General features: G+C 65.0%; 20 protein-coding genes. 10 read left to right on the top strand and 10 right to left on the bottom strand.

Going from position 1 to position 19,781, the window contains the following annotated elements:
• The first annotated feature begins 31 nt into the window (after positions 1–31).
• The 3 genes from B3H64_RS02435 (at position 32) to hpf (ending at position 2,569) form a co-directional block, all read left to right on the top strand.
• Positions 32–484, top strand: a complete 453-nt coding sequence (locus B3H64_RS02435) for a S1 RNA-binding domain-containing protein (RefSeq protein ID WP_286732656.1) — start codon at positions 32–34, stop codon at positions 482–484.
• Between the two features lie 216 nt (positions 485–700).
• Positions 701–1,864, top strand: coding sequence for an amidohydrolase (locus tag B3H64_RS02430; RefSeq protein ID WP_286732653.1), 1,164 nt, complete (start codon positions 701–703; stop codon positions 1,862–1,864).
• Between the two features lie 162 nt (positions 1,865–2,026).
• On the top strand, positions 2,027–2,569 hold the full coding sequence (hpf, locus tag B3H64_RS02425; RefSeq protein ID WP_050619344.1) for a ribosome hibernation-promoting factor, HPF/YfiA family: 543 nt from the start codon (positions 2,027–2,029) through the stop codon (positions 2,567–2,569).
• A 50-nt stretch (positions 2,570–2,619) separates the two neighbouring features.
• Here the strand turns inward: hpf and B3H64_RS02420 are convergent, their stop codons facing one another.
• From B3H64_RS02420 to B3H64_RS02410, 3 genes are read right to left on the bottom strand one after another with little or no spacing between them, the layout of a single operon-like run.
• On the bottom strand, positions 2,620–2,991 hold the full coding sequence (locus tag B3H64_RS02420; protein ID WP_050619343.1) for a hypothetical protein: 372 nt from the start codon (positions 2,989–2,991) through the stop codon (positions 2,620–2,622).
• A 39-nt stretch (positions 2,992–3,030) separates the two neighbouring features.
• Positions 3,031–3,750 carry a DUF4367 domain-containing protein gene (locus B3H64_RS02415; RefSeq protein ID WP_050619342.1) on the bottom strand — a complete coding sequence of 240 codons (720 nt, stop codon included), beginning with the start codon at positions 3,748–3,750 and terminating at the stop codon, positions 3,031–3,033.
• Positions 3,731–4,273 carry an RNA polymerase sigma factor gene (locus B3H64_RS02410; RefSeq protein WP_050619341.1) on the bottom strand — a complete coding sequence of 181 codons (543 nt, stop codon included), beginning with the start codon at positions 4,271–4,273 and terminating at the stop codon, positions 3,731–3,733. The genes B3H64_RS02415 and B3H64_RS02410 overlap by 20 nt, the downstream gene beginning before the upstream one ends.
• 218 nt (positions 4,274–4,491) lie before the next feature.
• Here B3H64_RS02410 and B3H64_RS02405 point away from each other — a divergent pair, with 218 nt between their 5' ends.
• The 3 genes from B3H64_RS02405 (at position 4,492) to B3H64_RS02395 (ending at position 7,855) form a co-directional block, all read left to right on the top strand.
• The gene (locus B3H64_RS02405; protein ID WP_050619340.1) at positions 4,492–5,298 is read left to right on the top strand and encodes a M55 family metallopeptidase; all 807 of its coding nucleotides are present in this window, start codon (positions 4,492–4,494) and stop codon (positions 5,296–5,298) included.
• 11 nt (positions 5,299–5,309) lie between these two features.
• Positions 5,310–6,203, top strand: a complete 894-nt coding sequence (locus tag B3H64_RS02400; RefSeq protein WP_050619339.1) for an NYN domain-containing protein — start codon at positions 5,310–5,312, stop codon at positions 6,201–6,203.
• Between the two features lie 239 nt (positions 6,204–6,442).
• Positions 6,443–7,855, top strand: coding sequence for an APC family permease (locus B3H64_RS02395; RefSeq protein WP_050619338.1), 1,413 nt, complete (start codon positions 6,443–6,445; stop codon positions 7,853–7,855).
• 41 nt (positions 7,856–7,896) lie between these two features.
• On the opposite strand, the gene B3H64_RS02390 is transcribed toward B3H64_RS02395, so the two are convergent.
• Complete coding sequence (locus B3H64_RS02390; protein WP_286732640.1) at positions 7,897–9,267, bottom strand: rubredoxin; 1,371 nt, start codon at positions 9,265–9,267, stop codon at positions 7,897–7,899.
• 187 nt (positions 9,268–9,454) lie between these two features.
• Here B3H64_RS02390 and B3H64_RS02385 point away from each other — a divergent pair, with 187 nt between their 5' ends.
• Both B3H64_RS02385 and B3H64_RS02380 read left to right on the top strand, forming a co-directional pair.
• Positions 9,455–10,591, top strand: coding sequence for a cysteine desulfurase family protein (locus tag B3H64_RS02385; RefSeq protein WP_094762521.1), 1,137 nt, complete (start codon positions 9,455–9,457; stop codon positions 10,589–10,591).
• A 14-nt stretch (positions 10,592–10,605) separates the two neighbouring features.
• Positions 10,606–12,012, top strand: coding sequence for an MATE family efflux transporter (locus tag B3H64_RS02380; protein ID WP_286732635.1), 1,407 nt, complete (start codon positions 10,606–10,608; stop codon positions 12,010–12,012).
• 48 nt (positions 12,013–12,060) lie between these two features.
• Here the strand turns inward: B3H64_RS02380 and B3H64_RS02375 are convergent, their stop codons facing one another.
• The 5 genes from B3H64_RS02375 to citD are packed head-to-tail and all read right to left on the bottom strand — an operon-like array spanning position 12,061 to position 16,173.
• Complete coding sequence (locus tag B3H64_RS02375; protein WP_050619336.1) at positions 12,061–12,297, bottom strand: hypothetical protein; 237 nt, start codon at positions 12,295–12,297, stop codon at positions 12,061–12,063.
• Positions 12,298–12,351: 54 nt separating this feature from the next.
• On the bottom strand, positions 12,352–13,353 hold the full coding sequence (gene citC, locus B3H64_RS02370) for a [citrate (pro-3S)-lyase] ligase (RefSeq protein ID WP_050619335.1): 1,002 nt from the start codon (positions 13,351–13,353) through the stop codon (positions 12,352–12,354).
• 36 nt (positions 13,354–13,389) lie between these two features.
• Entirely contained in the window at positions 13,390–14,964 is a 1,575-nt protein-coding gene (gene citF, locus B3H64_RS02365) for a citrate lyase subunit alpha (protein ID WP_050619334.1), read from the bottom strand.
• Between the two features lies 1 nt (position 14,965).
• A complete protein-coding gene (locus B3H64_RS02360; RefSeq protein ID WP_050619333.1) occupies positions 14,966–15,877 on the bottom strand; it encodes an aldolase/citrate lyase family protein in 912 nt (303 codons plus the stop codon).
• Entirely contained in the window at positions 15,874–16,173 is a 300-nt protein-coding gene (gene citD, locus B3H64_RS02355; RefSeq protein ID WP_050619332.1) for a citrate lyase acyl carrier protein, read from the bottom strand. Before citD ends, B3H64_RS02360 begins: the two co-directional genes overlap by 4 nt.
• 121 nt (positions 16,174–16,294) lie before the next feature.
• Between citD and B3H64_RS02350 the strand changes: the two genes are divergently transcribed.
• Complete coding sequence (locus B3H64_RS02350; protein WP_050619331.1) at positions 16,295–17,197, top strand: LysR family transcriptional regulator; 903 nt, start codon at positions 16,295–16,297, stop codon at positions 17,195–17,197.
• Positions 17,194–18,558, top strand: coding sequence for a citrate lyase holo-[acyl-carrier protein] synthase (gene citX / locus B3H64_RS02345; protein ID WP_286732628.1), 1,365 nt, complete (start codon positions 17,194–17,196; stop codon positions 18,556–18,558). The genes B3H64_RS02350 and citX overlap by 4 nt, the downstream gene beginning before the upstream one ends.
• A 72-nt stretch (positions 18,559–18,630) precedes the next feature.
• Here citX and B3H64_RS02340 read toward each other — a convergent pair whose 3' ends face one another.
• Entirely contained in the window at positions 18,631–19,761 is a 1,131-nt protein-coding gene (locus B3H64_RS02340) for a C45 family autoproteolytic acyltransferase/hydolase (protein ID WP_278894821.1), read from the bottom strand.
• Positions 19,762–19,781 lie beyond the last annotated feature (20 nt).

The following is a 19,781-nucleotide window of genomic DNA, read 5'->3' as shown; positions in this document are numbered from 1 at the left end:
GGTAAATTGCAAGGAGGATTTAGCAAAAGGTATGGAGTTTGGTGTTGGTTCGATCCTGGAAGGAAAAGTGACAGGAATCACAAAATTCGGCGCGTTTGTGTCTCTGCCCGGCGGCCGGTCCGGGCTGGTGCACATTTCGGAGATCGCCTATTCCTACGTGAACGACGTCAAGGACTACCTCACGGAGGGACAGGAGGTCAAGGTGAAGGTCATCGGCATTGATGACAACAACCGCATCAATCTGTCCATCAAAAAGGCGATGGATCCTCCTCCCCGCCCCCCGCGGCCCGCGGGCCAGGGCGCGCCCCGTCCCGGCGGCGCACCCCGCCAGGGCGGCCGTTCCGGCGGCTTTCGCGGCGCGCAGCCTGCCGAGCCGGAGACCTTTGAGGACCGCCTCAAGCACTTTATGCAGGCCTCGGACAGCAAGCTGTCCGAGATGCGGTACTTAGAGAAGAAGAGCTCCCGCCGCGGAGGACGCAAGTAAAAATGGAAAAAGCGCGCGGCCGGAGGCCGCGCCCTTTTTTTGTCCGGGGCAAAAAAGGGAGCGCCCGGAAGCACCAGGGCGCTCAAAGAAGGGGATTGTGCGGGAGAATGGAATGAACTCCAGCCAGAGTGGGAATACGCTTCCTCGCGTACAAGCCTATCTTACATAAACTTCCTAAAAATGTCAATGAGAACTTTTGTCGAAAGGCGGAAAATCATGATGCGCATCCTCAACGGAGTGGTCCACACTATGGCTGGGCCGGTGATCCCCCACGGCTATGTGGAGGTAGAGAATGGAAAGATCCGGGCGGTGGGGGAGATGTCTGCCCGGACCGCGGCGGCGGCCGGCCCGGTGTACGACGCCGGGGGCGGGCACATCCTGCCCGGTTTCATCGACGCCCACTGCCATCTGGGCATGTTCGGCAATGCTCTGGGCTTTGAGGCCGACGACGGCAACGAGTCCACCGACCCCTGTACCCCACAGCTTAGGGCCATCGACGCCATCAATCCCCAGGACCGCTGCTTTCACGAGGCCCGGGAGGGGGGCGTCACCACGGTGCTCACCGGGCCGGGCAGCGCCAATCCCATCGCCGGGCAGTTTGCCGCCATCAAGACCGACGGACGGTGGGTGGACGAGATGGTGCTCCGGGCCCCGGCGGCCATGAAGATGGCCCTGGGGGAGAATCCCAAAACAGTGTATAACGAGCGCAAGGAGACCCCCATCACCCGGATGGCCACCGCGGCGGTCATCCGGCAGGAGCTCTCCAAGACCCTGGAGTACATGGACAAGCAGGACAAGGCCGATGCCGAGGAGGATACCGACGCACCGGATTACGACGCCAAGCTGGAGGCCCTGATCCCCGTCCTGCGGGGGGAGCTGCCCGTCCACATCCACGCCCACCGGGCGGATGACATTGCCACCGCGGTGCGGATCTGCCGGGAGTTCGGCCTGAAATACGTCATCGTCCACGGCACCGAGGGCCACCTGCTGCCCGAGCTGCTGGCGGCGGAGGGGGCGGGGGTCATCACCGGGCCCAGCCTCACCGACCGCAGCAAGCCGGAATTGGCCAACCTGACCATCGAGAATCCGGCCATTCTGGCCCGAGCGGGGGTGCCGGTGGCCATCTGCACCGACCACCCGGTGATCCCCATCCAATACCTGCCCATCTGCGCCGCTCTGGCGGTCCGGGGCGGTCTGGAGCCCGAGGAGGCCCTGGCCGCCATCACCATCCATCCCGCCCGGCTGGCCGGTCTGGACAAACGGGTAGGCTCTCTGGAGCCGGGCAAGGACGCCGATATTGTGGTCACCACCGGCCATCCACTGGACTGGAACGGGAAGGTGCGCTATGTGTTCATCGGGGGAAAACAGGTCAAGGGCTGACGGCCGCTCCAAACGCACATTGTGAAAAGTTCACAGAATATTTCCAGATTGGCGGTGACTTTTTGGGGGAAAGCTGGTATAATAAAAATACCCGGAGGACGGGCACTCCGTCCGCCGTCAACGATAGCCCCCCACCGGGGGCGGAAGAAGGAGCTGAATCGAATGAAATTCGTATTCACCGACAAGAAGGTCACCCTGCCTGCATCCGTCCATGCCTACGCCGAAAAAAAGGTGGGCAAGCTGGACCGCTATTTCAGCAGCGAAGCGGAGGCTGCCATTACTTTTAGCGTAGAAAAGGACCGGAACCGGGCCGAGGTTACCGTCCGCTCCGGCAGTATGATCCTCCGCGCCTCCGAGAGCACCTCCGACATGCGGGCCTCCATCGACGCGGCCGTGTCCACCATCGAGCGTCAGATCCGCAAGAACAAGGCCCGCCTGGAAAAACGTCTGCGCAAGGACGCCTTCGAGCGGTCCGTGGATGTGGCGGAGGTCTCGGACTTCGTGCCCGAGGAGGAGGAGGAGTTCAGGATCGAGCGGGTCAAGCGCTTCCCCATCAAGCCCATGACCCAGGAAGAGGCCATCCTCCAGATGAACCTGGTGGACCACGCCTTCTTCGCCTTCAAGAACGAGGATGCCGGCGGAGCCTTCTCCGTGGTGTATAAAAGAGAAAACGGCGGCTACGGCCTCATCGAGGACGCGCTGTAATACGAAACCACAGAGCGCCGGGGCATTGCCCCGGCGCTTTTCCGTGAAGTTCAGGCTGCCTTTTCCAGCAGCAGCAGCGTCTCCTCCGGCGTATTGGCGTTCAGCCGGAGGTAGAGTGTGTCCGCCTGGCTGGGGTCCCGGTACAGCCCGCCGCCCCAGTAGGCCTCGCAGTTGGTCTGAAAGTCCCGCTCCGCCCGTTCCTCCACCAGGGTATCCACCACGCCGGCGGGGAGAAGCCGCTCCTCCAGCCGGCCGTAGTCCAGAGGCTGGTCATGCAGGCAGGCGTAATACTCCCCCTGATAGCGCACATGGGGGGACAGCTCACCCTGGGCGCTGGTCCGGTAGAAGGTACCCAGCGCCAGAGCGCACACTGCAAAGGTGACGACGAACCAGACGGCGGTATGTCTTGGCGTTTTCTTCATCGCGGCTCCCTCCCGTAAAGATGGATGCAGACCGGGCGCTTACTGCGCCTGCACGCTCTCCGCCACCCGGATGAGCTCCTCAGGGGAGACGTAGCCGTCGATGAGGAAGGCCGCCCCCTTCTCCTCGTCCATCCAGATGAGGAAGCTGGGATAGTCGGGACTGATGGTCTCCAGCAGATGGGCCTGACAGTCCTTGCCGATGGTGATGAGCTTTTCCGTGGAGTGCTCGTTGTCCACGGCGAAGGTGCCGGCGGTGTTGCCGGCCATATAGGAGAAGTAGAGGAACTGCTCCTGATCGTTGACGTAGATGGCCATATCCTCGGGCAGATCGCCCTGGGAGCGGTCCTCCATATAGCCCGCGGGGAGGTAGGTGGGCCGGTAGAGGACGTCGTCCGGGCCGTCCATCCCATCCCCCTGGAAGGAGAAGGCGGAGTGGTCCTCAAAGCGCTGGCTGAAGAAGTGGACCACCCAGGCCCGGGCGCTCGGGCTGAAGGTCACGGCGCTGCCCAGGCACAGGACCGCCCCCAGCGCCAGACAGGCCGCCGAGCGGAACAGGCGGCTGCGCCGCCACAGGCCGGGCCGGACCTTGGGCCGGGCACCGCCGCGGATGGGGTCCCGCAGCAGGGCGGCCATTTCGGCCTGATACTCCAGCGAGCGGGATGGCGCCTCGGTCTCACCCTCCGTCAGGGCCTCGGCATCCAGTCGGGCGGCCTCCAGAAGGGCGCTGCGCAGCAGAGCGTCAAATTCCGAATCCTTCACGGCCGTACCCCTCCTGTTCCAGTTTGTTTTGCAGCAAGGCTTTGCCCCGCATCAGACGCACCGCCACGGCATTTTCCGATAGGGAGAGTCGCCGGGCGATGTCCTTGTTGGACCACTCCAGCACGCAGCGCAGCTCCAGCACCTCCCGGTAGGTGTCCGGCATGGAGCGGATCAGCTCCACCAGGCGGTGGTAGGCGGTCTCGGTTTCGGGACCGGACCCGGCGGGCGGGTCCCAGCCGTCCTCCAGCGAGGTCAGCCGCTTCTCCTGCTTGAGCAGGTCCAGCGCAGTCCGTTTCACTATAATAACGACGAAGGGCTCCAATTCCTTACAGGAAATTTTGCGGATTTCGGAAAAATGTTTGATGAGCTTGAGAAACGCATCGTGAACGGCGTCCTCCGCCAGGACGGAGGACTTCAGCACCTGCAGGGCCACACGGTACATCCGGGGCTCATATTGCTCGTAGATCTGCTGGAGCAGAGCGCGATCCGTCTCCAGCTCCAGCGCGGTCAGGCCGGGCGGCATGCGCCTTCCCCCTTTCGCAGCGTATCTATACTGTATCACAAACACGCGGCGGAGGACAATACCAACCGGAAATTGAGAAAAATTTTTCCACAAAGCGACAAAAATTGCCCAAAAGTCCCACAGGTTGCTGTATCCAAAGAAAAAGGGATGTGGTATACTTAAAAAGGAAAATATCGGGGCGAAACCGCCCCGTCGGAGAGAAAAAGGAGTGTACAGCAATGCAGATCTATATCAGCGCCGACATCGAGGGGACCTGCGGCATCGCCGACTGGTCCGAGACCGAGCGCAAGACCATGGACGATTACCGGCCCTTCCAGCAGCAGATGACCCGGGAGGTAGCCGCCGCCTGCGCCGGAGCCGTGGCGGCGGGGGCGGAAGATATTCTCCTGAAGGATGCCCACGACACCGCCCGCAATCTTGACCCCACCGCCCTGCCCAGAGAGACGCGCATCCTGCGGGGGTGGACCGGGGACCCGCTGTCCATGATGTCGGGACTGGATTCCGCCCCCTTCGGGGCGGTGCTCTTCACGGGCTATCACGCCTGGGCCGCCTGCCCCGGCAATCCCCTCAGCCACACCATGAACCTGGGCAACGAGTACGTTGCCATCAATGGCGTGCGGGCCAGCGAGTTTCTTCTCAATTCCTACACCGCCGGCTATTACGGCGTGCCGGTGGCCTTCCTGTCCGGCGACGCCGACCTGTGCGCCTTCGCCCGGGAGCTCATCCCCGAGATCGTCACTGTCCCTGTCAATCGGGGTGTGGGCGGAGGGGTGGTCTCCCTCCACCCGGCGGTGGCGGTGGAGCGCATCCGGGCGGGCGCCGAGGAGGCGGTGAAAAAAGCCGACCGGTGCCGGGTGCACATGCCCGACCATTTCGAGTCGGTCATCCGGTTCCGGGAACACAAGCTGGCCTACTCCAAGAGCTTCTACCCCGGCGCCCGGCTGGAGGACGGCAAAAATGTATGCTTCGACAGCGACGACTGGTACGAGATGCTGCGCTATTTCCATTTCGTGCTCAGCGACTAAGGGAGGATCACATGCCACAGCAAAATGACAGAGATCTGCGCCTGGCGGTGCTCATCGACGCGGACAACGCCTCCCGGACCGCCATGCGGGACGTGATGGCGGAGATCGCCGTCTACGGCACCCCCACCATCAAGCGCATCTACGGAGACTGGACCACCCCCAATATGGCCTCCTGGAAACCCATCCTGCTGGAGAACGCCATCACCCCCATCCAGCAGTACAGCTACACCACCGGCAAGAACTCCACCGACTCGGCCATGATCATCGACGCCATGGATGTGCTCTACACCGGGCGGTGCGACGGCTTTGTCATCGTCTCCAGCGATTCGGACTTCACCCGGCTGGCAATCCGCCTGCGGGAGGCGGGGATGAAGGTCATCGGCATGGGGGAGAAGAAGACCCCCCAGCCTTTTATCGCTTCCTGCGACAAATTTGTCTACATCGAGGTCATACGGGCTGCCGGGGACAAGGCACGGGCCGCGGCCCGGAAGCTCCAGGAGCAGGCGGAGGTTGCCAAAGAAGAGCCGTCCGCCGCCAGGCCGGAGGAGCCAGCCGCCGGCAAGAGCCGGAAGGGCCGGAAGAAGGCGGCCGAGGTCCCGGAGCCCGCGCCGGAGCCCCCCGTGCCGGAGCCGCCCGCCGCCGAACCCGAGCGGGGAGTGCCGCCGGAGATGGTGGATCTGATCGCCGACGCGCTGGAGATGATCGCGGACGAGGACGGCTACGCCTTTATGGGAGAGCTGGGCAACCTGCTGGCCAAACAGAGACCCGACTTCGACCCCCGAAACTATGGCTTTTCCAAGCTCACCACCCTCATCAAAAGCCTGCCCCGCTTCGAGGTGGACGCGCGGCAGACCTCCAACCCCCACACCAAGCACATTTATCTGCGGGATAAGAAGCGGAAATAGATGCTGGGGAGGGAGGGCTGACCCATGATGACCCCATGCAACCGGCGGATGCAGGGATTGCATACCGGATCCGGGTGGAGAACCTGAGCAGCTTCGGAACGGCCCGGAGCGCGGCATACGAATACAACTTTTATGTCTGTTCCAGAGATTACCACACAGCGCGGTACGCCCTTGGGCGGTGATGAACGGGGCGGGACCCGGCTGCACGGCTGGGGAGACCCGGCAGGGAGGCGCGGTATATGGGAGACGGCAACAAGTCCATCAGCTTTTTCGGCCTGGTGGCCATGGGCATTGGGTGTATGCTGGGTACGTCCTGGCTCCTGCTCACCGGCCCCTGGCTGGAGGTGGCGGGAGGTCCCCTGAACCTGGCCGTGGCGTTTGCCCTGTGCATCGTCGTCGAGCTGCCCTTCGCCTTTGCCTATATGGAGGCCATCCCCATGCTGCCACGGCAAGGGGGCGAGGTGGTCTACTCCAGCGCCGCCTTCGGCCCCGGCGGGGGCTTTGCGGTGGGCTGGGCGGGGGTGCTGATGAACTCCATCGTCTTCTGCTGGGTGGACCTGGCCGCCATCTCCCTGCTGGATGAGCTGTTTCCCGCCCTGGGCCGGGTGGGGCTGCTCTATACGGTGGGAGGCCACTCGGTGACCCTGCCCAATGTGCTGTGCCAGCTTGCCCTGGCCGGCGCCATTGTCTATATCCAGTACCGAGGCGCCGACCTGTGCGCCTCCCTGGCCAAGCTGGCCACCGTGGTGCTGCTCACCATGTGCCTGGCCGGGCTGGCGGTCTGCTTCTCCCACTTCGACCCGGCGGTCTACGCCGCCGACGGTGGGCTGGAATTCCACTTCAGCGGTTCGGCCTCCCTGCTGTCCATGCTGGTGTTCTCGGTGGCCGGATGGGAGACGGTGGCCAAGGCGGCGGCCGACGCCACCGGCTCCGCCGCGCGGAAGGCGGGAGCCGCCCTGATTACCTGCCTGCTCATCGTCACCGCCCTTTTGTGCCTGGTGCCCACCGCGGTGGCGGGGAACCTGCCCTGGCGGACGGCGGTGGACCGCACCGCCCCCTTTGCCGATGTGCTGGTGTCCATCACCGGCTGGCCGGCGGTGCGCCTGGCCTTCCTGGCCACAGCCCTTGTGGGGGCGGTGGGGGTGATGAACTCCACCCTCTACTCCTCCTCCCGGATGCTCTACGGCCTGGCCCGGTCCAAGCTGGTCCCCGGCGGATTCGGGCGGCTCCACCCCCGGTACGGGACCCCCACCCGGTGCGTCTGGTTCGCCGCCGCCTTCGTCCTGCCCGCCCCCTTCACCGGAAAGCTCTTCTTCCGGCCCCTCATCCACGTGGCCTCCCTGGCCACCATCGTCATGTGGGTCATGACCCTGGCGGCGGTGCTGCGGCTGCGCCGGACCCGGTCCGACCTGCCCCGGCCGGTGCGCATGCCCGGCGGGAGGCCCATGGCGGCGTTCGGTGTTCTGGCCGCCCTCTTTCTGGCGGGGAACATCCTGCTACCCTTCAGCCCGGGGGCGCTGACGCCCCTGGAGTACCTGCTGGCCCTGGGGCTGACGGCCCTGGGGAGCGGGCTCTACCGCCTGCGGGACCGGAGCCTGACTCGGCAGGAGCGGGAGGCCCTCATCCTGGGGGATGGGCGGAAAGAGGTATAAAAAAGCCTGTTCGGACATCCGAACAGGCTTTTTTACATTGGTCAGGGAGCAGGCTTGAACATCTCCCTGCCCATGCGGCACAGGGGACACACCCAGTCGGCGGGGAGGGACTCGAAGGGGGTTCCGGGGGCGACGCCGCCCTTGGCGTCGCCTTGTTCCGGGTCATAGATGTAGCCGCAGATGGAGCAGACATACTTCTGAGCCTTGGGTGCGGCGGGCTTAGCGGGGGCGGTCAGGGCGGCCACGGCCCGGGCGTAGTCGGCCACGGCGGCTAGGTCGGCCTCGGTGGGCCGGAAGCAGACCTTGAAGGGCTTTTCCAAGGTCTTGAATTTCAACTGGGCGAGCTGGGCCTGAAGCATGTCGGCGGCCTCGCCGGTCCAGCCGAAGGAGCCGAAGGCGCCGGCGGCCCGGCCCTTGGTGTTGATGGCGTCCACGGCGTGGACGGCGTGCCAGATGGCCTCGGGGGCATTGCGGTTGATGGTGGGGGCGCCGAAGAGGACCACGTCGCAGCCGTTGACCAGACCGGATACGTCGGCGGCGTCATAGACCAGATCGGCGGCGGTGACTTGAAAGCCCTCGTCCGCCAGGGCCCGGGCGGCGGCCTCGGCCATCGCCTTGGTGCAGCCGTAAGCCGAGCAGTAGAGCACGGCGGCGGTGGGGCCGGACTTGGGGGCGGGGGTGCTCCAGGCGCGGTAGCGCTCCTTGGCATGGGCCAGGGTCTCGGTGAGGACGGGGCCGTGGCTGGGGCAGACCAGCTCGGCCTCGGCGGGCATCTTGTCCAGTCCGGCCAGAACGCTGGGCTTGAAGGGCCCGAAGATGCAGTCAAAATAGTAGCGCAGCTCCCCCTCGTAGGCATTCCGGTAGACGGGGTGGATGCCGGTGTCCTTCATGGTGGGCTCGCAGAAGTGGGCCCCCAGGAAGTCACAGGTGAACAGGGTTCGGTCCGCCGGGTCCCAGGTGAACATGGAATCGGGCCAGTGGAGCAGGGGAGCGGTGAGGAAGTGGAGGACCTTATTGCCCAGGTCCAGGGTGTCTCCATCCTTCACCACCCGGCAGGGGAGCGCCCGGTTGGCGATGGCGGTGAGGAACTTCTTGGCCGAGGTGGTGCACAGCACCGTCAGATTGGGGCAGCGTTCCAGCAGCCGGGCCACGCTGCCGGAGTGGTCGGGCTCGGTGTGGTTCATGATCAGGTAGTCCACCTGTTCCAGGGGGAGGACCTCCTCCACGTTGGACACAAACTCGTCCCAATAGTCCAGGTGGACGGTTTCGATGAGGACGTTTTTCTCTCCGGTGAGCAGATAGGCATTGTAGGAGGTGCCGTATTTGGACTCCATGACGATGTCAAATACCCGCAGGGCGGGATTCAGAATGCCGACGGACCAGATACCCTCACGCAGCTTGATGGCGCTCATAGCAGATTTCCTTTCCAAAAGTCAGGATTTGCGGCCGGACCGCACACTTTTCGCCTTTCAGTATAGCGTTCCGACGGGGACTTGTCAACAAAATCCTAGTGAATAAGAGGGAATTTTGGCGGGGTTGACTTCCCACTGGCTTTGACATACAATATCGGAACGTGAACAACGTGGGAGGGGCAGAAACATGCTGGTTTATCTGGACAATGCGGCTACGACACAGGTGTGTCCCCAGGCGGCCCGGGCCGCCCTGGAGGTCATGACGGAGGAGTTCGGCAATCCCTCCTCGCGTTATGCCTGGGGAGGACGGGCGGCCGCCCGGCTCCGGGAGGACCGGCAGACGGTGGCGGACACCCTGGGCTGCGCGCCGGAGGAGCTGTTCTTCACCTCCTGCGGCACCGAGGGGGACAATTGGGCTGTGCGGGGGGCGGTGCGGTACAACCGGCACAAGGGAAAGCACATCGTCACCACCGCCATCGAGCACGCCGCCGTGCTGGAGCCCATCCGGGAGCTGGAGGAGCAGGGCTATGAGGTGACCCGGCTCCGACCGGACCGGACCGGGCACATTGACCCGGAGGAGCTCTCCGCCGCCCTGCGGCCGGACACGGTGCTGGTGTCGGTGATGCTGGTGAACAATGAGCTGGGGACCATCCAGCCCGTGAAGGCGGCGGCGGAGGCCATCCGGCGGACCCAATGCCCAGCCTTGCTCCACACCGACGCGGTGCAGGGCTTTTTAAAGGTGCCCTTCACCCCCCGGGGTCTGGGCGCCGACCTGGTGACCATCAGCGGCCACAAGGTCCGGGCCCCCAAGGGCATCGGGGCCCTGTATATCAAAAAGGAGCGGATTTCCAAGTGGAAGCCTCTGCTCCCCGGCGGCGGGCAGGAGGGCGGGCTGCGCTCCGGCACCGAGCCCACGGCCCAGATCGCGGCCTTGGCGGCGGCCTGCCGGGCCTGGGGCGGGGAGAAGGCCATCCGGCACATAGCCGATGTGAAGGAGTACGCTCTGGAGCGGCTCCGGGCCCAAGTGGAGGGCCTCCGGGTAATCAGCGCGGGGGATGCCCCCCACATCTGCGCGGTGAGCCTGCCGGGCTACCCCAGCGAGATGCTGGTGCGGGACCTGAGCGACCGGGGCATCTGCGTGTCCTCCGGCTCGGCCTGCCATCGGGGGAAGCCCAGCCATGTCTTTGCCGCCCTGGGCCTGAGCAAGCAGGAGCTGATGGGGGTGCTGCGGGTCTCTTTCGGGCCGGACAGCACCCGCCGGGACGCTGAGGCTCTGGCCGACGCACTGGCCGAGATTCAAAAAAATCGCATTGCAGTGAGGTAATGATGTTCCACTATATGAGACGCGGGAGGGCCTTCTACAAAGACGTGGTGATCCTGGCCATCCCCATTATCCTGCAGAATCTGGTCACCACGTCTCTGGGCCTCGTCGATACCCTGATGGTAGGGATGCTGGGCGAGACCCCCTTGGCGGCGGTCACCACCGCCAACATGCCGGTGTTCGTCATCCAACTGGTCATTTTCGGCCTGCAGAGTGGCTCCTCCGTCCTCATCAGCCAATATTGGGGCAAGGGTGACCGGGAGAACATCAATCGGGTCATCGGCATCGGCTGCTATGTGGCGGGGGCCATCTCCATTCTCTTTGCCCTGGTGATGATGGCCTTTCCACGCCCGCTTATGGGTCTGCTGGTGAACGACGCCGCCCTGGTGGAGATCGCCGCCGACTACGCCCGCATCGTGGGCCCCTCCTACATTCTCAACAGCATCACCGGGGTCTACGTGGGGGCCCACCGCAGTATGGAGAACCCCAAGCTGGGGCTCATCATCTTCTCCATCTCCATGTGCACCAACACCTTTCTCAACTGGGTGCTGATCTTTGGCAATCTGGGGGCCCCGGCGCTGGGCGTGGTGGGCGCTGCGGTCGCCACCCTGACGTCCCGGGTGGTGGAGTTTGTGGCTATGGCAATCTACGCTCTGACCAACCGGCGCTTCCGGCTGCAGTTTGCCCTGCTGCTCCGGCCCAGCAGGGAGCTGGTGGGAAAGTTCGTGCGCTACTCCAGCCCCGTGGTGCTCAACGAGACCATGTGGGGCCTGGGCACTACCTTATATAAAGTGATCATGGGCCACATGGAGGGAAGTGCCGCCATCCTGGCCGCCCGTGCCCTGGCGGGCAACATCGAGGACATCTGCTCGGTGGCCATCTTTGCCGTGGCTGGTTCCACCGCCATCATCGTGGGACGGGAGATCGGCGCGGGGCGGCGGGATACGGTCTACGAGGTGGGGGCCACCATGAACACCCTGGCCCTTCTGTGCGGGGGTGTACTGGGGGGGCTGTTGGTGCTGGCCGCCCACTTCCTCCTGCCGGTGTGGGTCTACCCTATCTTCGACCTGTCCGCACGGTCGGCGGGCATCGCCACCATGATGCTCACCTTTACCGGGACTACGCTGGCCCTGCGGGCCTTCAACTCCACCAACATTGTGGGAGTCCTCCGGGGTGGCGGCGACGTCTGGACCGCTATGCGCATCGACATTCTGCCCCTGTGGGCGGTGGCCCTCCCCCTGGCCGCCCTGTTCGGGCTGGCGCTGAAGTGGGGGATTTTCTGGGTCTACATCGGCATCACCATGGAGCAGGTAAGTAAATTCGGCTTTGGCGTGGGGCGCTTCCGGTCCCGCGCCTGGATCAATGACGTTACTGTGGCCCGCTATCAGCGGGAGGAAACGCCGAGCCGGAGCGCAGATACATAAAAAGAGACCGCCTGCGCCTTGAGGCGCAGGCGGTCTCTTTTTGGACGGCTAACTGGTAAGCTGCTCCAGGCTGGTCTGAACGAAGAAACAGCCCAGTCGGTTCAGCCGCTCCCGAATGAGCTCCCGGCTGGTGCCGCCGGTGTCGTAGCGGACGGCCAGGTCGCCGGAGCTCTGGTCGAGCCGGACCTCCAGCACGCCGGGCATGGCCAACAGCTCCTGCTGGACCTGACGGGTGGAAGGCTCCGGCAGGGCAGGCAGGTGGAAATGGACGTTGGTCAGGGGCATGGCGATCACCTCCACTCCCAGGATGCCCCAAATGCGCAGAAAAACCCGCCGGGGCTATTTGATTAAATGTGCTCCGGCCAGATACTGATAGGTGGTGGGGGGCAGCAGCTTGATGAGCCTGGAAGCCTGACTTTGGGGCTCTGAGAGCAGGCTGCGCACCTTGGAGGCGCTGATGACCGTGTTGTCGGCGGAGAAGCGGGGGATCTCCCGCAGGGTCACGCCGTGCTCCGGCAGGATGCGGCGGAGCATCTCGTTGTAGACGGCGGTGGTAGGGCTGAAGGGCTCCTGGCCCACGTAGCGGGAGGTGACGTCCAGGGCCTGGGCGATGCGCAGGAACACCTTACAGTCCAGGGCGGCCTGGATCTGGGTGATCGCTTCGCTGCTGGGAAAAAAGTAGGAGGGAAACACAGCGGTGGAGATGAGGTAGCTGCCCGTCTCATGGAAGATGAGGTTGTGCAGGTCACGGGTGCCCTGCTCCACTAATTGTTTGCGCACGGAGAAGGAGAACTGGGACACGTCCTCGGAGACGAGGAACAGGTGGACGGTGTCATTTTCCCGGCAGGCCGTCTCCACCAGCCGCCGGTGGCCCAGGGTAAATGGGTTGGCGTTCATGACGATGGCGGCCTGCCGGCCATGGCCCTGCTGCAGCCGGCTGAGATAGCTCTCGAAGCCGTGGGGGCGGTTCTCCAGGAAGACCACCTGGCCCTCCACCCGGGCAATCTCGTGAAAGCCCAGGTCCCGGAAGACGGGGAGGTTGCAGCATTTGGTGTGCAGCAGCAGATGGCAGTTGCCCCGGCCATACTGATATTCCACCAGGTGGGAGACCACAGTGTTCAGCAGCCCCTCGCCCCGGTGGGCCCCGTCCACGGCAAAGCAGCGCAGCGTATTGCGGAAGCAGGAGCCGGTGGCCACCAGCCGCTCATGCCGGTCATAGACGCCCGCGGTGTAGTCCAGGTGGGGGTCTTCGTGGATGCCCTCCTGCTCCAGCAGGCGGCGCCACTCCGCAGCGGCGGCGGGGTCCCGCCGGTCCAGTTGTCTCAGCGTGATATCGTCCATCGAACCCTCCCGCGTCTCAGCGCGTAAAATCCAAAATCAGGGCGTGGCGGTCCCGTCGAAGGTGTAGGGCTTGATCTGCCGGACCACATCCAGGATGGTGCCGTCCCGGGCCTCCACCACGGCCACCACCTTGTCCTGCCACTGGAGCTCGTCCGGGACGCCCACGATGCCGTAGGCCCGGTCCCGCAGGGATTGGATGGTCACGTGGGGAATGCCCGCCGCGTCCAGGCAGGCGATGAGGTCGGCCCGGAGGGGGTTGACGGCTACGCCGTAGTCGGTGACCAGCACGTCCACGCAGTCGCCGGGGGTGGTGACCGTCACCACATGGTCGCACACCGTAGCCATCCGGCCCCGGACCAGCGGCGTGACAATGATACAGCACTTGCTGCCGGCGGCGGTGTCCGGGTGGCCGCCGGGGGCGCCCCGCAGCACGCCGTCCGAGCCGGTGAGCACGTTGACGTTGAAGTCCACGTCGATCTCCAGGGCGGAGAGGATGACGAAGTCCAGACGGTTGACGAAGGCCCCCTTGTTGGCGGGGTTGGCGTACTGGCTGGCGCTCATCTCGTAGTGGCCGGGGGTACGGTGGATGCTCTCCACGGCCCCCAGGTCAAAGTCCTGCACGTCGATGATCTGGCCCACCAGGCCCTGCTTGAGCATCTCCACCATGGAGGTGCAGATGCCGCCGATGGCCCAGCCCATTTGGATGCCGCGCTCCTCCATGAGGGGGGTGAGGAAGCGGTTCACCGCCAGGGAGGGGCCGCCCACGCCGGTCTGGAAGGAGAAGCCGTCCCGGAAATAGGGGGTGGCGGCCATGACCCGGGCGGCGCTCTCCGCCATCATCAGGTCCCGGGGGTTCTCGGTCATCCGGGCGGCGGCGCTGGCGATCTTTTTGGGGTCCCCGATGGAGTCCACCACCACCACGCAGTCCACGTCGATGGCCTCCACGCTGGCCGGGTAGTTGGGGAAGGGGACCAGGGTGTCGGTGACCACCACCACGTGGTCGGCAAAGCGGGCATCGGTCATGGCGTAACCCAGGGAGCCGCAGTCGCTCTTGCCGCCCACGCCCCGGCAGTTGCCCATGGAATCGGCGGTGGGAGCCGCCACAAAGGCGATGTCGATGTGGAGCTCCCCGGCCTCGATGGCCCGGGGGCGGCCACCGTGGCTGCGGATGACGGCGGGGGTCTTCAGCTCCCCGCGGGAGACCGCCTCCCCCACCTTGCCCCGGATGCCGCTGGTCTGGATGCCCACCACCTTGCCCTGGCGGATATACTCGGCCACCGGGTCGTGGGCACTGCCCAGCGAGGTGGCGGCGATGGTGATGTCCTTTAGCCCCAGCTCTTCAAAGAGAGTGGCCACGGTCAGGTTCACCACGTAGTCGCCGTCCCGCAGGTGGTGGTGGAAGGAGACCGTCATGCCATCGTGGGCGCCGCAGCGGAGCAGAGCCTCCTTCAGGGTGGGGACCACCTTGGTCTCCACCGGCTTCTCACAGCGCCGGACCCGGGGCCCGGCCTTGGTAAAATAGACGCCGTCCTTGGCGTTTTTGCCCTGATAGACCTCACGGCCGCCGGCGAGCAGGCAATCCGGGATGTCGCGTCCCACAAAATTCTTCATCTCAAAGCTCCCCCTTGTAGATGCCGCAGGCCTTGGCCAGCGCGATGGTGCGGGCTGCGCCGGGCAGAAAGGCGACGTCGATCATCTTGCCGTCGATGGTAAAGACGCCGATGCCCTGGGCGGCCTGCTCCTGGACGGCCCGGACGATCCTTTCGGCGGCGGCGATCTCCTGTTCGGTGGGGGCGAAGATCTCATGTACGATGGGGACCTGCTTGGGATTGATGACGCTCTTGCCGTCGAAGCCCATCCGGTGGTTGTCGGCGACCTCCCGGCGGAAGCCCTCCATGTCGTCCAGGTCGGTGAACACGGTGTCAAAGCACTGGACGCCGGCCGCCCGGGCGGTGAGAACCATATGACCCCGGGCGGCGGCCATCTCGATGCCGTCCCGGGTGGGGGAGACCTGCATGCACTTGCGGAAGTCGCCGCCGGACAGGGCGATGCCCAGCATTCGGTTGGAGGCGCAGCAGATCTCGTAGGAATTGAGCACACCTTTGGGGCTCTCCAGTGCCGCCATCAGCAGGGTCCGGCCCGGCTCCATGCCGAACTCGGCCTCGGCCTGCTCCACGGCGTGCTCCACCTGGCGGATGTCGGCGGCGGACTCACACTTGGCAATGCGGATGCCGTCGGCCCCCGCCGCCACGGCCACCCGCACGTCCTCCCGCCAGTGGGGAGTGTCCAGGCCGTTGATGCGGACCAGCACCTCGGTGTCGCCGTAATCCACCGTGGTCAGGGTGTGGTAGAGGGAGAAGCGGGCGGCGTCCTTCTGGTTCTCCGCCACCGCGTCCTCCAGGTCCAGGATCAGGCTGTCGGCACCGTAGATGTAGGCGTCCTTGATGAGGCCGGGCTTCTGGGCGCTGAGGAACATCATGGTGCGGCGCAGGCGGAAGCGCTCGGGGGTGGGACGTGGGATCATCGCACTTCGCCTCCCCAGGGATAGCCCTCGTCGATCCCGCAGCCGCGGAACACAGCACACTCCACGCGGGCCTTGATGGTGCAGTCCAGCGCACCCATGTCCACTACGGTGACCTTTGCATCGGCGACAGCTAGATGATCGAGCACCTCGCGGACCGTGGCCATGATCTGCCTGCCGTACTGGTTGAGCACACTGCTTTGGATGGAGATGTCCAAGGTACCTTCGCCGGGCTCGACCGAAACCTGCACGTCGCTGGACTCCAGCGTCCCGGCGACGGCCGCCTTTTTCAACTGCATCAACAGACACTCCTTCGTATCTGGAAATTTTGTCGACTCTATTGTACTCGGGGCTTGACAATAAGTAAAATATTATTTAGATTAAAACTGTTATAACAGATTTGTTATAGGGGGACCTGCCATGAATATGAAGAATCTTCAGTATGTGCTCGCGGTCTGCCAGGAGGGCAACATTACCGCTGCAGCTCATACCCAGCACGTCTCCCAGCCTGCCCTCAGCCAGGCGATTAAACAGGAGGAGCAGAATCTGGGTACTTCCATTTTCCAGCGGGGCAGCACGCCGCTGCAGCTCACGCCGGCGGGAAAGCGCTATGTGGAGACCGGGCGGCAGATCATGATGCTGGAGCAGAACCTGAAAAACGAGCTGTCCGACCTGAACGGAGAATCCACCGGCATCCTGCGGTTTGGCATCTCCGCCCAAGAGGGCATGTATTTGCTGCCCCGGGTGCTGCCCCGTTTTTTTCAGATGTACCCCCAGGTCAAGCTGTGCGTGGAGGAGCGGGGCTCGGCGCTGCTGGAGGAGATGCTGCTGGACGGCACCGTCGACATCGTGCTGGCCCGGTATGAGCGTAAGCGGGAGCCCCTGGAGTACCGCCTGTTCGCCAAAAACAAGCTGGTGTTGCTGTGCGCCCAGGACACCGCGCTGGCACGAAAGTACCCCAGCGGCTCCAGCATCTCTCTCCGGGATGCCCAGGGCGAGGCCTTCGTCCTGCTGGAAAAGGAACATCACATTGGCCAGTTCGTCCGGGAGCAGTTTGTGCAATATGGCATGAAGGTCAAGGTGCTGGCCGAGGTCAACTCCTTCGATACTGCCAAGCGTATCGCCCTGTCCAGCGGAGCGGTCACCCTGTCCCCCTATCCCTTGTTCAGCACCGACCCGGATCTGGAGCGGCAGGGGAACGTCTATTTCCTGAAGAACATGAAGAGCAGCCACCACAGCTATCTCTGCTGGCGGAAGAACATGTACCAGACCCGTTATATGCGGGACTGGATCGCGCTGCTGGAGGAGGGAGCGCAGCAATGAGCAGCCTGACGCAGGGGCGGGAGACCACCCTGGAGGAGATGCTGGCCCTGCGGGAGGAGCGGGCGGCCCGGCAGCGGCAGATGCTAGCGGAGAGCGGCTGCGCCAGCCTGGTTTGCCTGAGCCTGAACATGGCCGGGCCGGTGAAGCGGCATTTCCTGGCGGACGCCCTGTTCGAGGAGGGGCGACGGCAGACGGCGGACGTGCTCACCGCCCTGGGCGCGGTCCTGGATGAGCGGGTGACCGACCGCCCCGCCGGACAGACCGCCTTTTTCGCGGTGGACCAGCCGGCGGAGTTGGTCAAGGTCCGGATGACCGCTCTGGAGGATCAGGGCGGGGCCAGCCGCCTGTGGGACATCGACGTGCTGCGGCCCGACGGGACCAAGGTGAGCCGGGGGGACGTGGGGCAGGAGGGGCGGCGCTGCTTCTTGTGTACCCAGCCCGCCGCCCTGTGCGCCCGCAGCCGCGCCCACAGCGTGGAGGAGTTGAAGGCGTACACAGACCGGCTGCTGCTGGACTGGTACGTCGCCCGCCAGGCCGGACGCATCGGCGCGGCCGCCCAGCGGGCCCTGCTCTACGAGGTCTCGGTCACGCCCAAGCCGGGACTGGTGGACCGGAACAACAGCGGCGCCCACCGGGACATGGATTTCTTCACCTTTCTGGACAGTACCTGCGCCCTGGGGGGATACTTCCGCGCCTGCGCCCGGTGGGGACTGACCCACCCGGAGACTCCGGCCCGGCAGGTCCTGGCGGAGCTCCAGACCCTGGGCATGTGCGCCGAGGGAGAGATGTATCGGGCCACCGGGGGCGTCAATACCCACAAGGGGGCCATCTTTTCCCTGGGCATCCTCTGTGCGGCGGCGGGGATGCTGGCCGCGGCGGGGCAGGCCCCCTCCGACGATGCCCTGGGGGCGCTGGCGGGGGAGATCGCAGCTCCGGCCCTGGGCGGGCTGGGAGCAGGGGCGGAGACGGCGGGCCAGGCGGCCTTCCGGGTCCATGGGCTCACGGGCGCCCGGGGGGAGGCGGCCTCCGGCTTCCGGCGGGAGCGGGAGGAGCTGACGGCGCTGCGGGCCCTGCTGGCCGAGGGCCGCTCCCTCAACGATGCCCTGGCGCTGGTGCTCCTCCGGCTGATCGCCCGGGCGGAGGACACGAACATCGTCAAGCGGCGGGGCAGGGAGCGCCTGGACCAGGTTCACCGGGAGGCGGAGGAACTGCTGGCCGGGGAAGGGCCTTCCTGGGAAGACCTGCTCCGGCTGGACGAGTCCTTCATCCGGGAGGGTCTGAGCCCCGGCGGCTGCGCCGACCTGCTGGCAGTGGTGTGCTTTTTCTTCTTCTGGGAGGAGCAGGAAAAGGCCGGAGCGTGAGCTCCGGCCTTTTCGGCTTGTGGGAGGAGTGGTGGGAATTGGTTTGCATCACAGGGAAGCAGGAGGGAGGCGTCACCACAGGACGATGTCCTGCCATTGGGCAAGCTTGTCGGGCCGCTGCCAGGTGTATTCCCGGAAGGGACTGCAGCACGGGGTGCCCTTGCACACCCACATGCGCTTGTCCGTGGTGTCCATCAGGATGCAGCCCAGGGTGCTGATCTTGTCCAGCTCCTTCTTGCGCTCATCGCCGTGGCGGCAGACGCAGAAGGGGTAACCAAAGTGATCCTGGAAGGCGGTGATCACATCCTCGCGGGTGATCTGCCCTACCTTGGGCGTCAGGTGCTTGAGGATGCGGCGGTCCCGATACAGGGTGCCGCCCAGGGCGTCCACCTGATAGGCGTATTTGGGGTGCTTCAGGTGGTTGGAGTGGGCAATGAGGCCGTTTTCCGGATAGAGGACCAGATGGCCTCGCGCCAGCTTCTCAAAGCCCATGGCATCGCCGCCGGCATAGGCCGCCGCATAGTACATGGGCAGCATGGACTCGGCCCCGAAGATCTTGTTGACGGCGTCCACATAGCGGTCCTGCTCCAGGAACTTACGGCGGACGAAGACCGACGGAATGCCGAAGACCTTGGTGTTGAAGGTTTTGTGCAGGCTGTTGACGCCCAGGGCGATGCCGGCCTGGTTCATGCCGTAGCGGGCGAGCTGACCGGCCTCGGTGACGATCATGAGGTCGGGGCCGTCGTCCCGCAGGACCTGTAGAATGATGGTGCCGTACTCCTGCCAGGAGTAGGTGTCCCAGTTCTGGGCCAGCAGGGTGTGCCCATCGCCCATGGCCTCGGGCAGCACCGCCACGCTGGAGCAGCCGTCCAGCTCCTCCTCGTCGGAGGCGGGGCGTTTGATGAGGGTCATGGCCTCCGAGCGGGAGTTGAGGGTCAGCAGGTCGTCGAAGCTGGCGCCGGAGCCCTCGGCGATGCCCTCCAGCTCCTCCAAAAGCTCGGGAGAATAGCGCTGCAGGAAGGGAAGGAACTGTTTGGAGATCTCCCGGGCGTCGTCCCAGCTCACGGCGGCGTGGCCTCCGTTGAAGAAGGTGATGTAGCGCTCCAGAACGCCGTGGATCAGGTCCCGGCACTGGCGGCCGTAGTCCGCGCCCCGCTCCCGGTGGGTGGCGCCGCGGACGGTGAAGAGTGGCATATTAGTCATGGCAATTTCCTCTCAGACAA

The organism is Intestinimonas sp. UBA1698 (genome assembly GCF_002320075.1).
GTDB lineage: Bacteria > Bacillota > Clostridia > Oscillospirales > Oscillospiraceae > Intestinimonas > Intestinimonas massiliensis.
Note: the sequence above shows the minus strand (reverse complement) of the source record. Positions and strands in the feature narration are given on the sequence as shown.

Coding starts and splice junctions, on each gene's coding strand:
- B3H64_RS02360 (WP_050619333.1), bottom strand. CDS start 15,877: ATGATCCCACGTCCCACCCCCGAGCGCTTCCGCCTGCGCCGCACCATG.
- hpf (WP_050619344.1), top strand. CDS start 2,027: ATGAAATTCGTATTCACCGACAAGAAGGTCACCCTGCCTGCATCCGTC.
- B3H64_RS02405 (WP_050619340.1), top strand. CDS start 4,492: ATGCAGATCTATATCAGCGCCGACATCGAGGGGACCTGCGGCATCGCC.
- B3H64_RS02395 (WP_050619338.1), top strand. CDS start 6,443: ATGGGAGACGGCAACAAGTCCATCAGCTTTTTCGGCCTGGTGGCCATG.
- B3H64_RS02400 (WP_050619339.1), top strand. CDS start 5,310: ATGCCACAGCAAAATGACAGAGATCTGCGCCTGGCGGTGCTCATCGAC.
- B3H64_RS02340 (WP_278894821.1), bottom strand. CDS start 19,761: ATGACTAATATGCCACTCTTCACCGTCCGCGGCGCCACCCACCGGGAG.
- B3H64_RS02435 (WP_286732656.1), top strand. CDS start 32: ATGGAGTTTGGTGTTGGTTCGATCCTGGAAGGAAAAGTGACAGGAATC.
- B3H64_RS02350 (WP_050619331.1), top strand. CDS start 16,295: ATGAATATGAAGAATCTTCAGTATGTGCTCGCGGTCTGCCAGGAGGGC.
- citC (WP_050619335.1), bottom strand. CDS start 13,353: ATGGACGATATCACGCTGAGACAACTGGACCGGCGGGACCCCGCCGCC.
- citD (WP_050619332.1), bottom strand. CDS start 16,173: ATGCAGTTGAAAAAGGCGGCCGTCGCCGGGACGCTGGAGTCCAGCGAC.
- B3H64_RS02390 (WP_286732640.1), bottom strand. CDS start 9,267: ATGAGCGCCATCAAGCTGCGTGAGGGTATCTGGTCCGTCGGCATTCTG.
- citF (WP_050619334.1), bottom strand. CDS start 14,964: ATGAAGAATTTTGTGGGACGCGACATCCCGGATTGCCTGCTCGCCGGC.
- B3H64_RS02375 (WP_050619336.1), bottom strand. CDS start 12,297: ATGCCCCTGACCAACGTCCATTTCCACCTGCCTGCCCTGCCGGAGCCT.
- B3H64_RS02380 (WP_286732635.1), top strand. CDS start 10,606: ATGAGACGCGGGAGGGCCTTCTACAAAGACGTGGTGATCCTGGCCATC.
- B3H64_RS02385 (WP_094762521.1), top strand. CDS start 9,455: ATGCTGGTTTATCTGGACAATGCGGCTACGACACAGGTGTGTCCCCAG.
- B3H64_RS02420 (WP_050619343.1), bottom strand. CDS start 2,991: ATGAAGAAAACGCCAAGACATACCGCCGTCTGGTTCGTCGTCACCTTT.
- B3H64_RS02410 (WP_050619341.1), bottom strand. CDS start 4,273: ATGCCGCCCGGCCTGACCGCGCTGGAGCTGGAGACGGATCGCGCTCTG.
- citX (WP_286732628.1), top strand. CDS start 17,194: ATGAGCAGCCTGACGCAGGGGCGGGAGACCACCCTGGAGGAGATGCTG.
- B3H64_RS02430 (WP_286732653.1), top strand. CDS start 701: ATGATGCGCATCCTCAACGGAGTGGTCCACACTATGGCTGGGCCGGTG.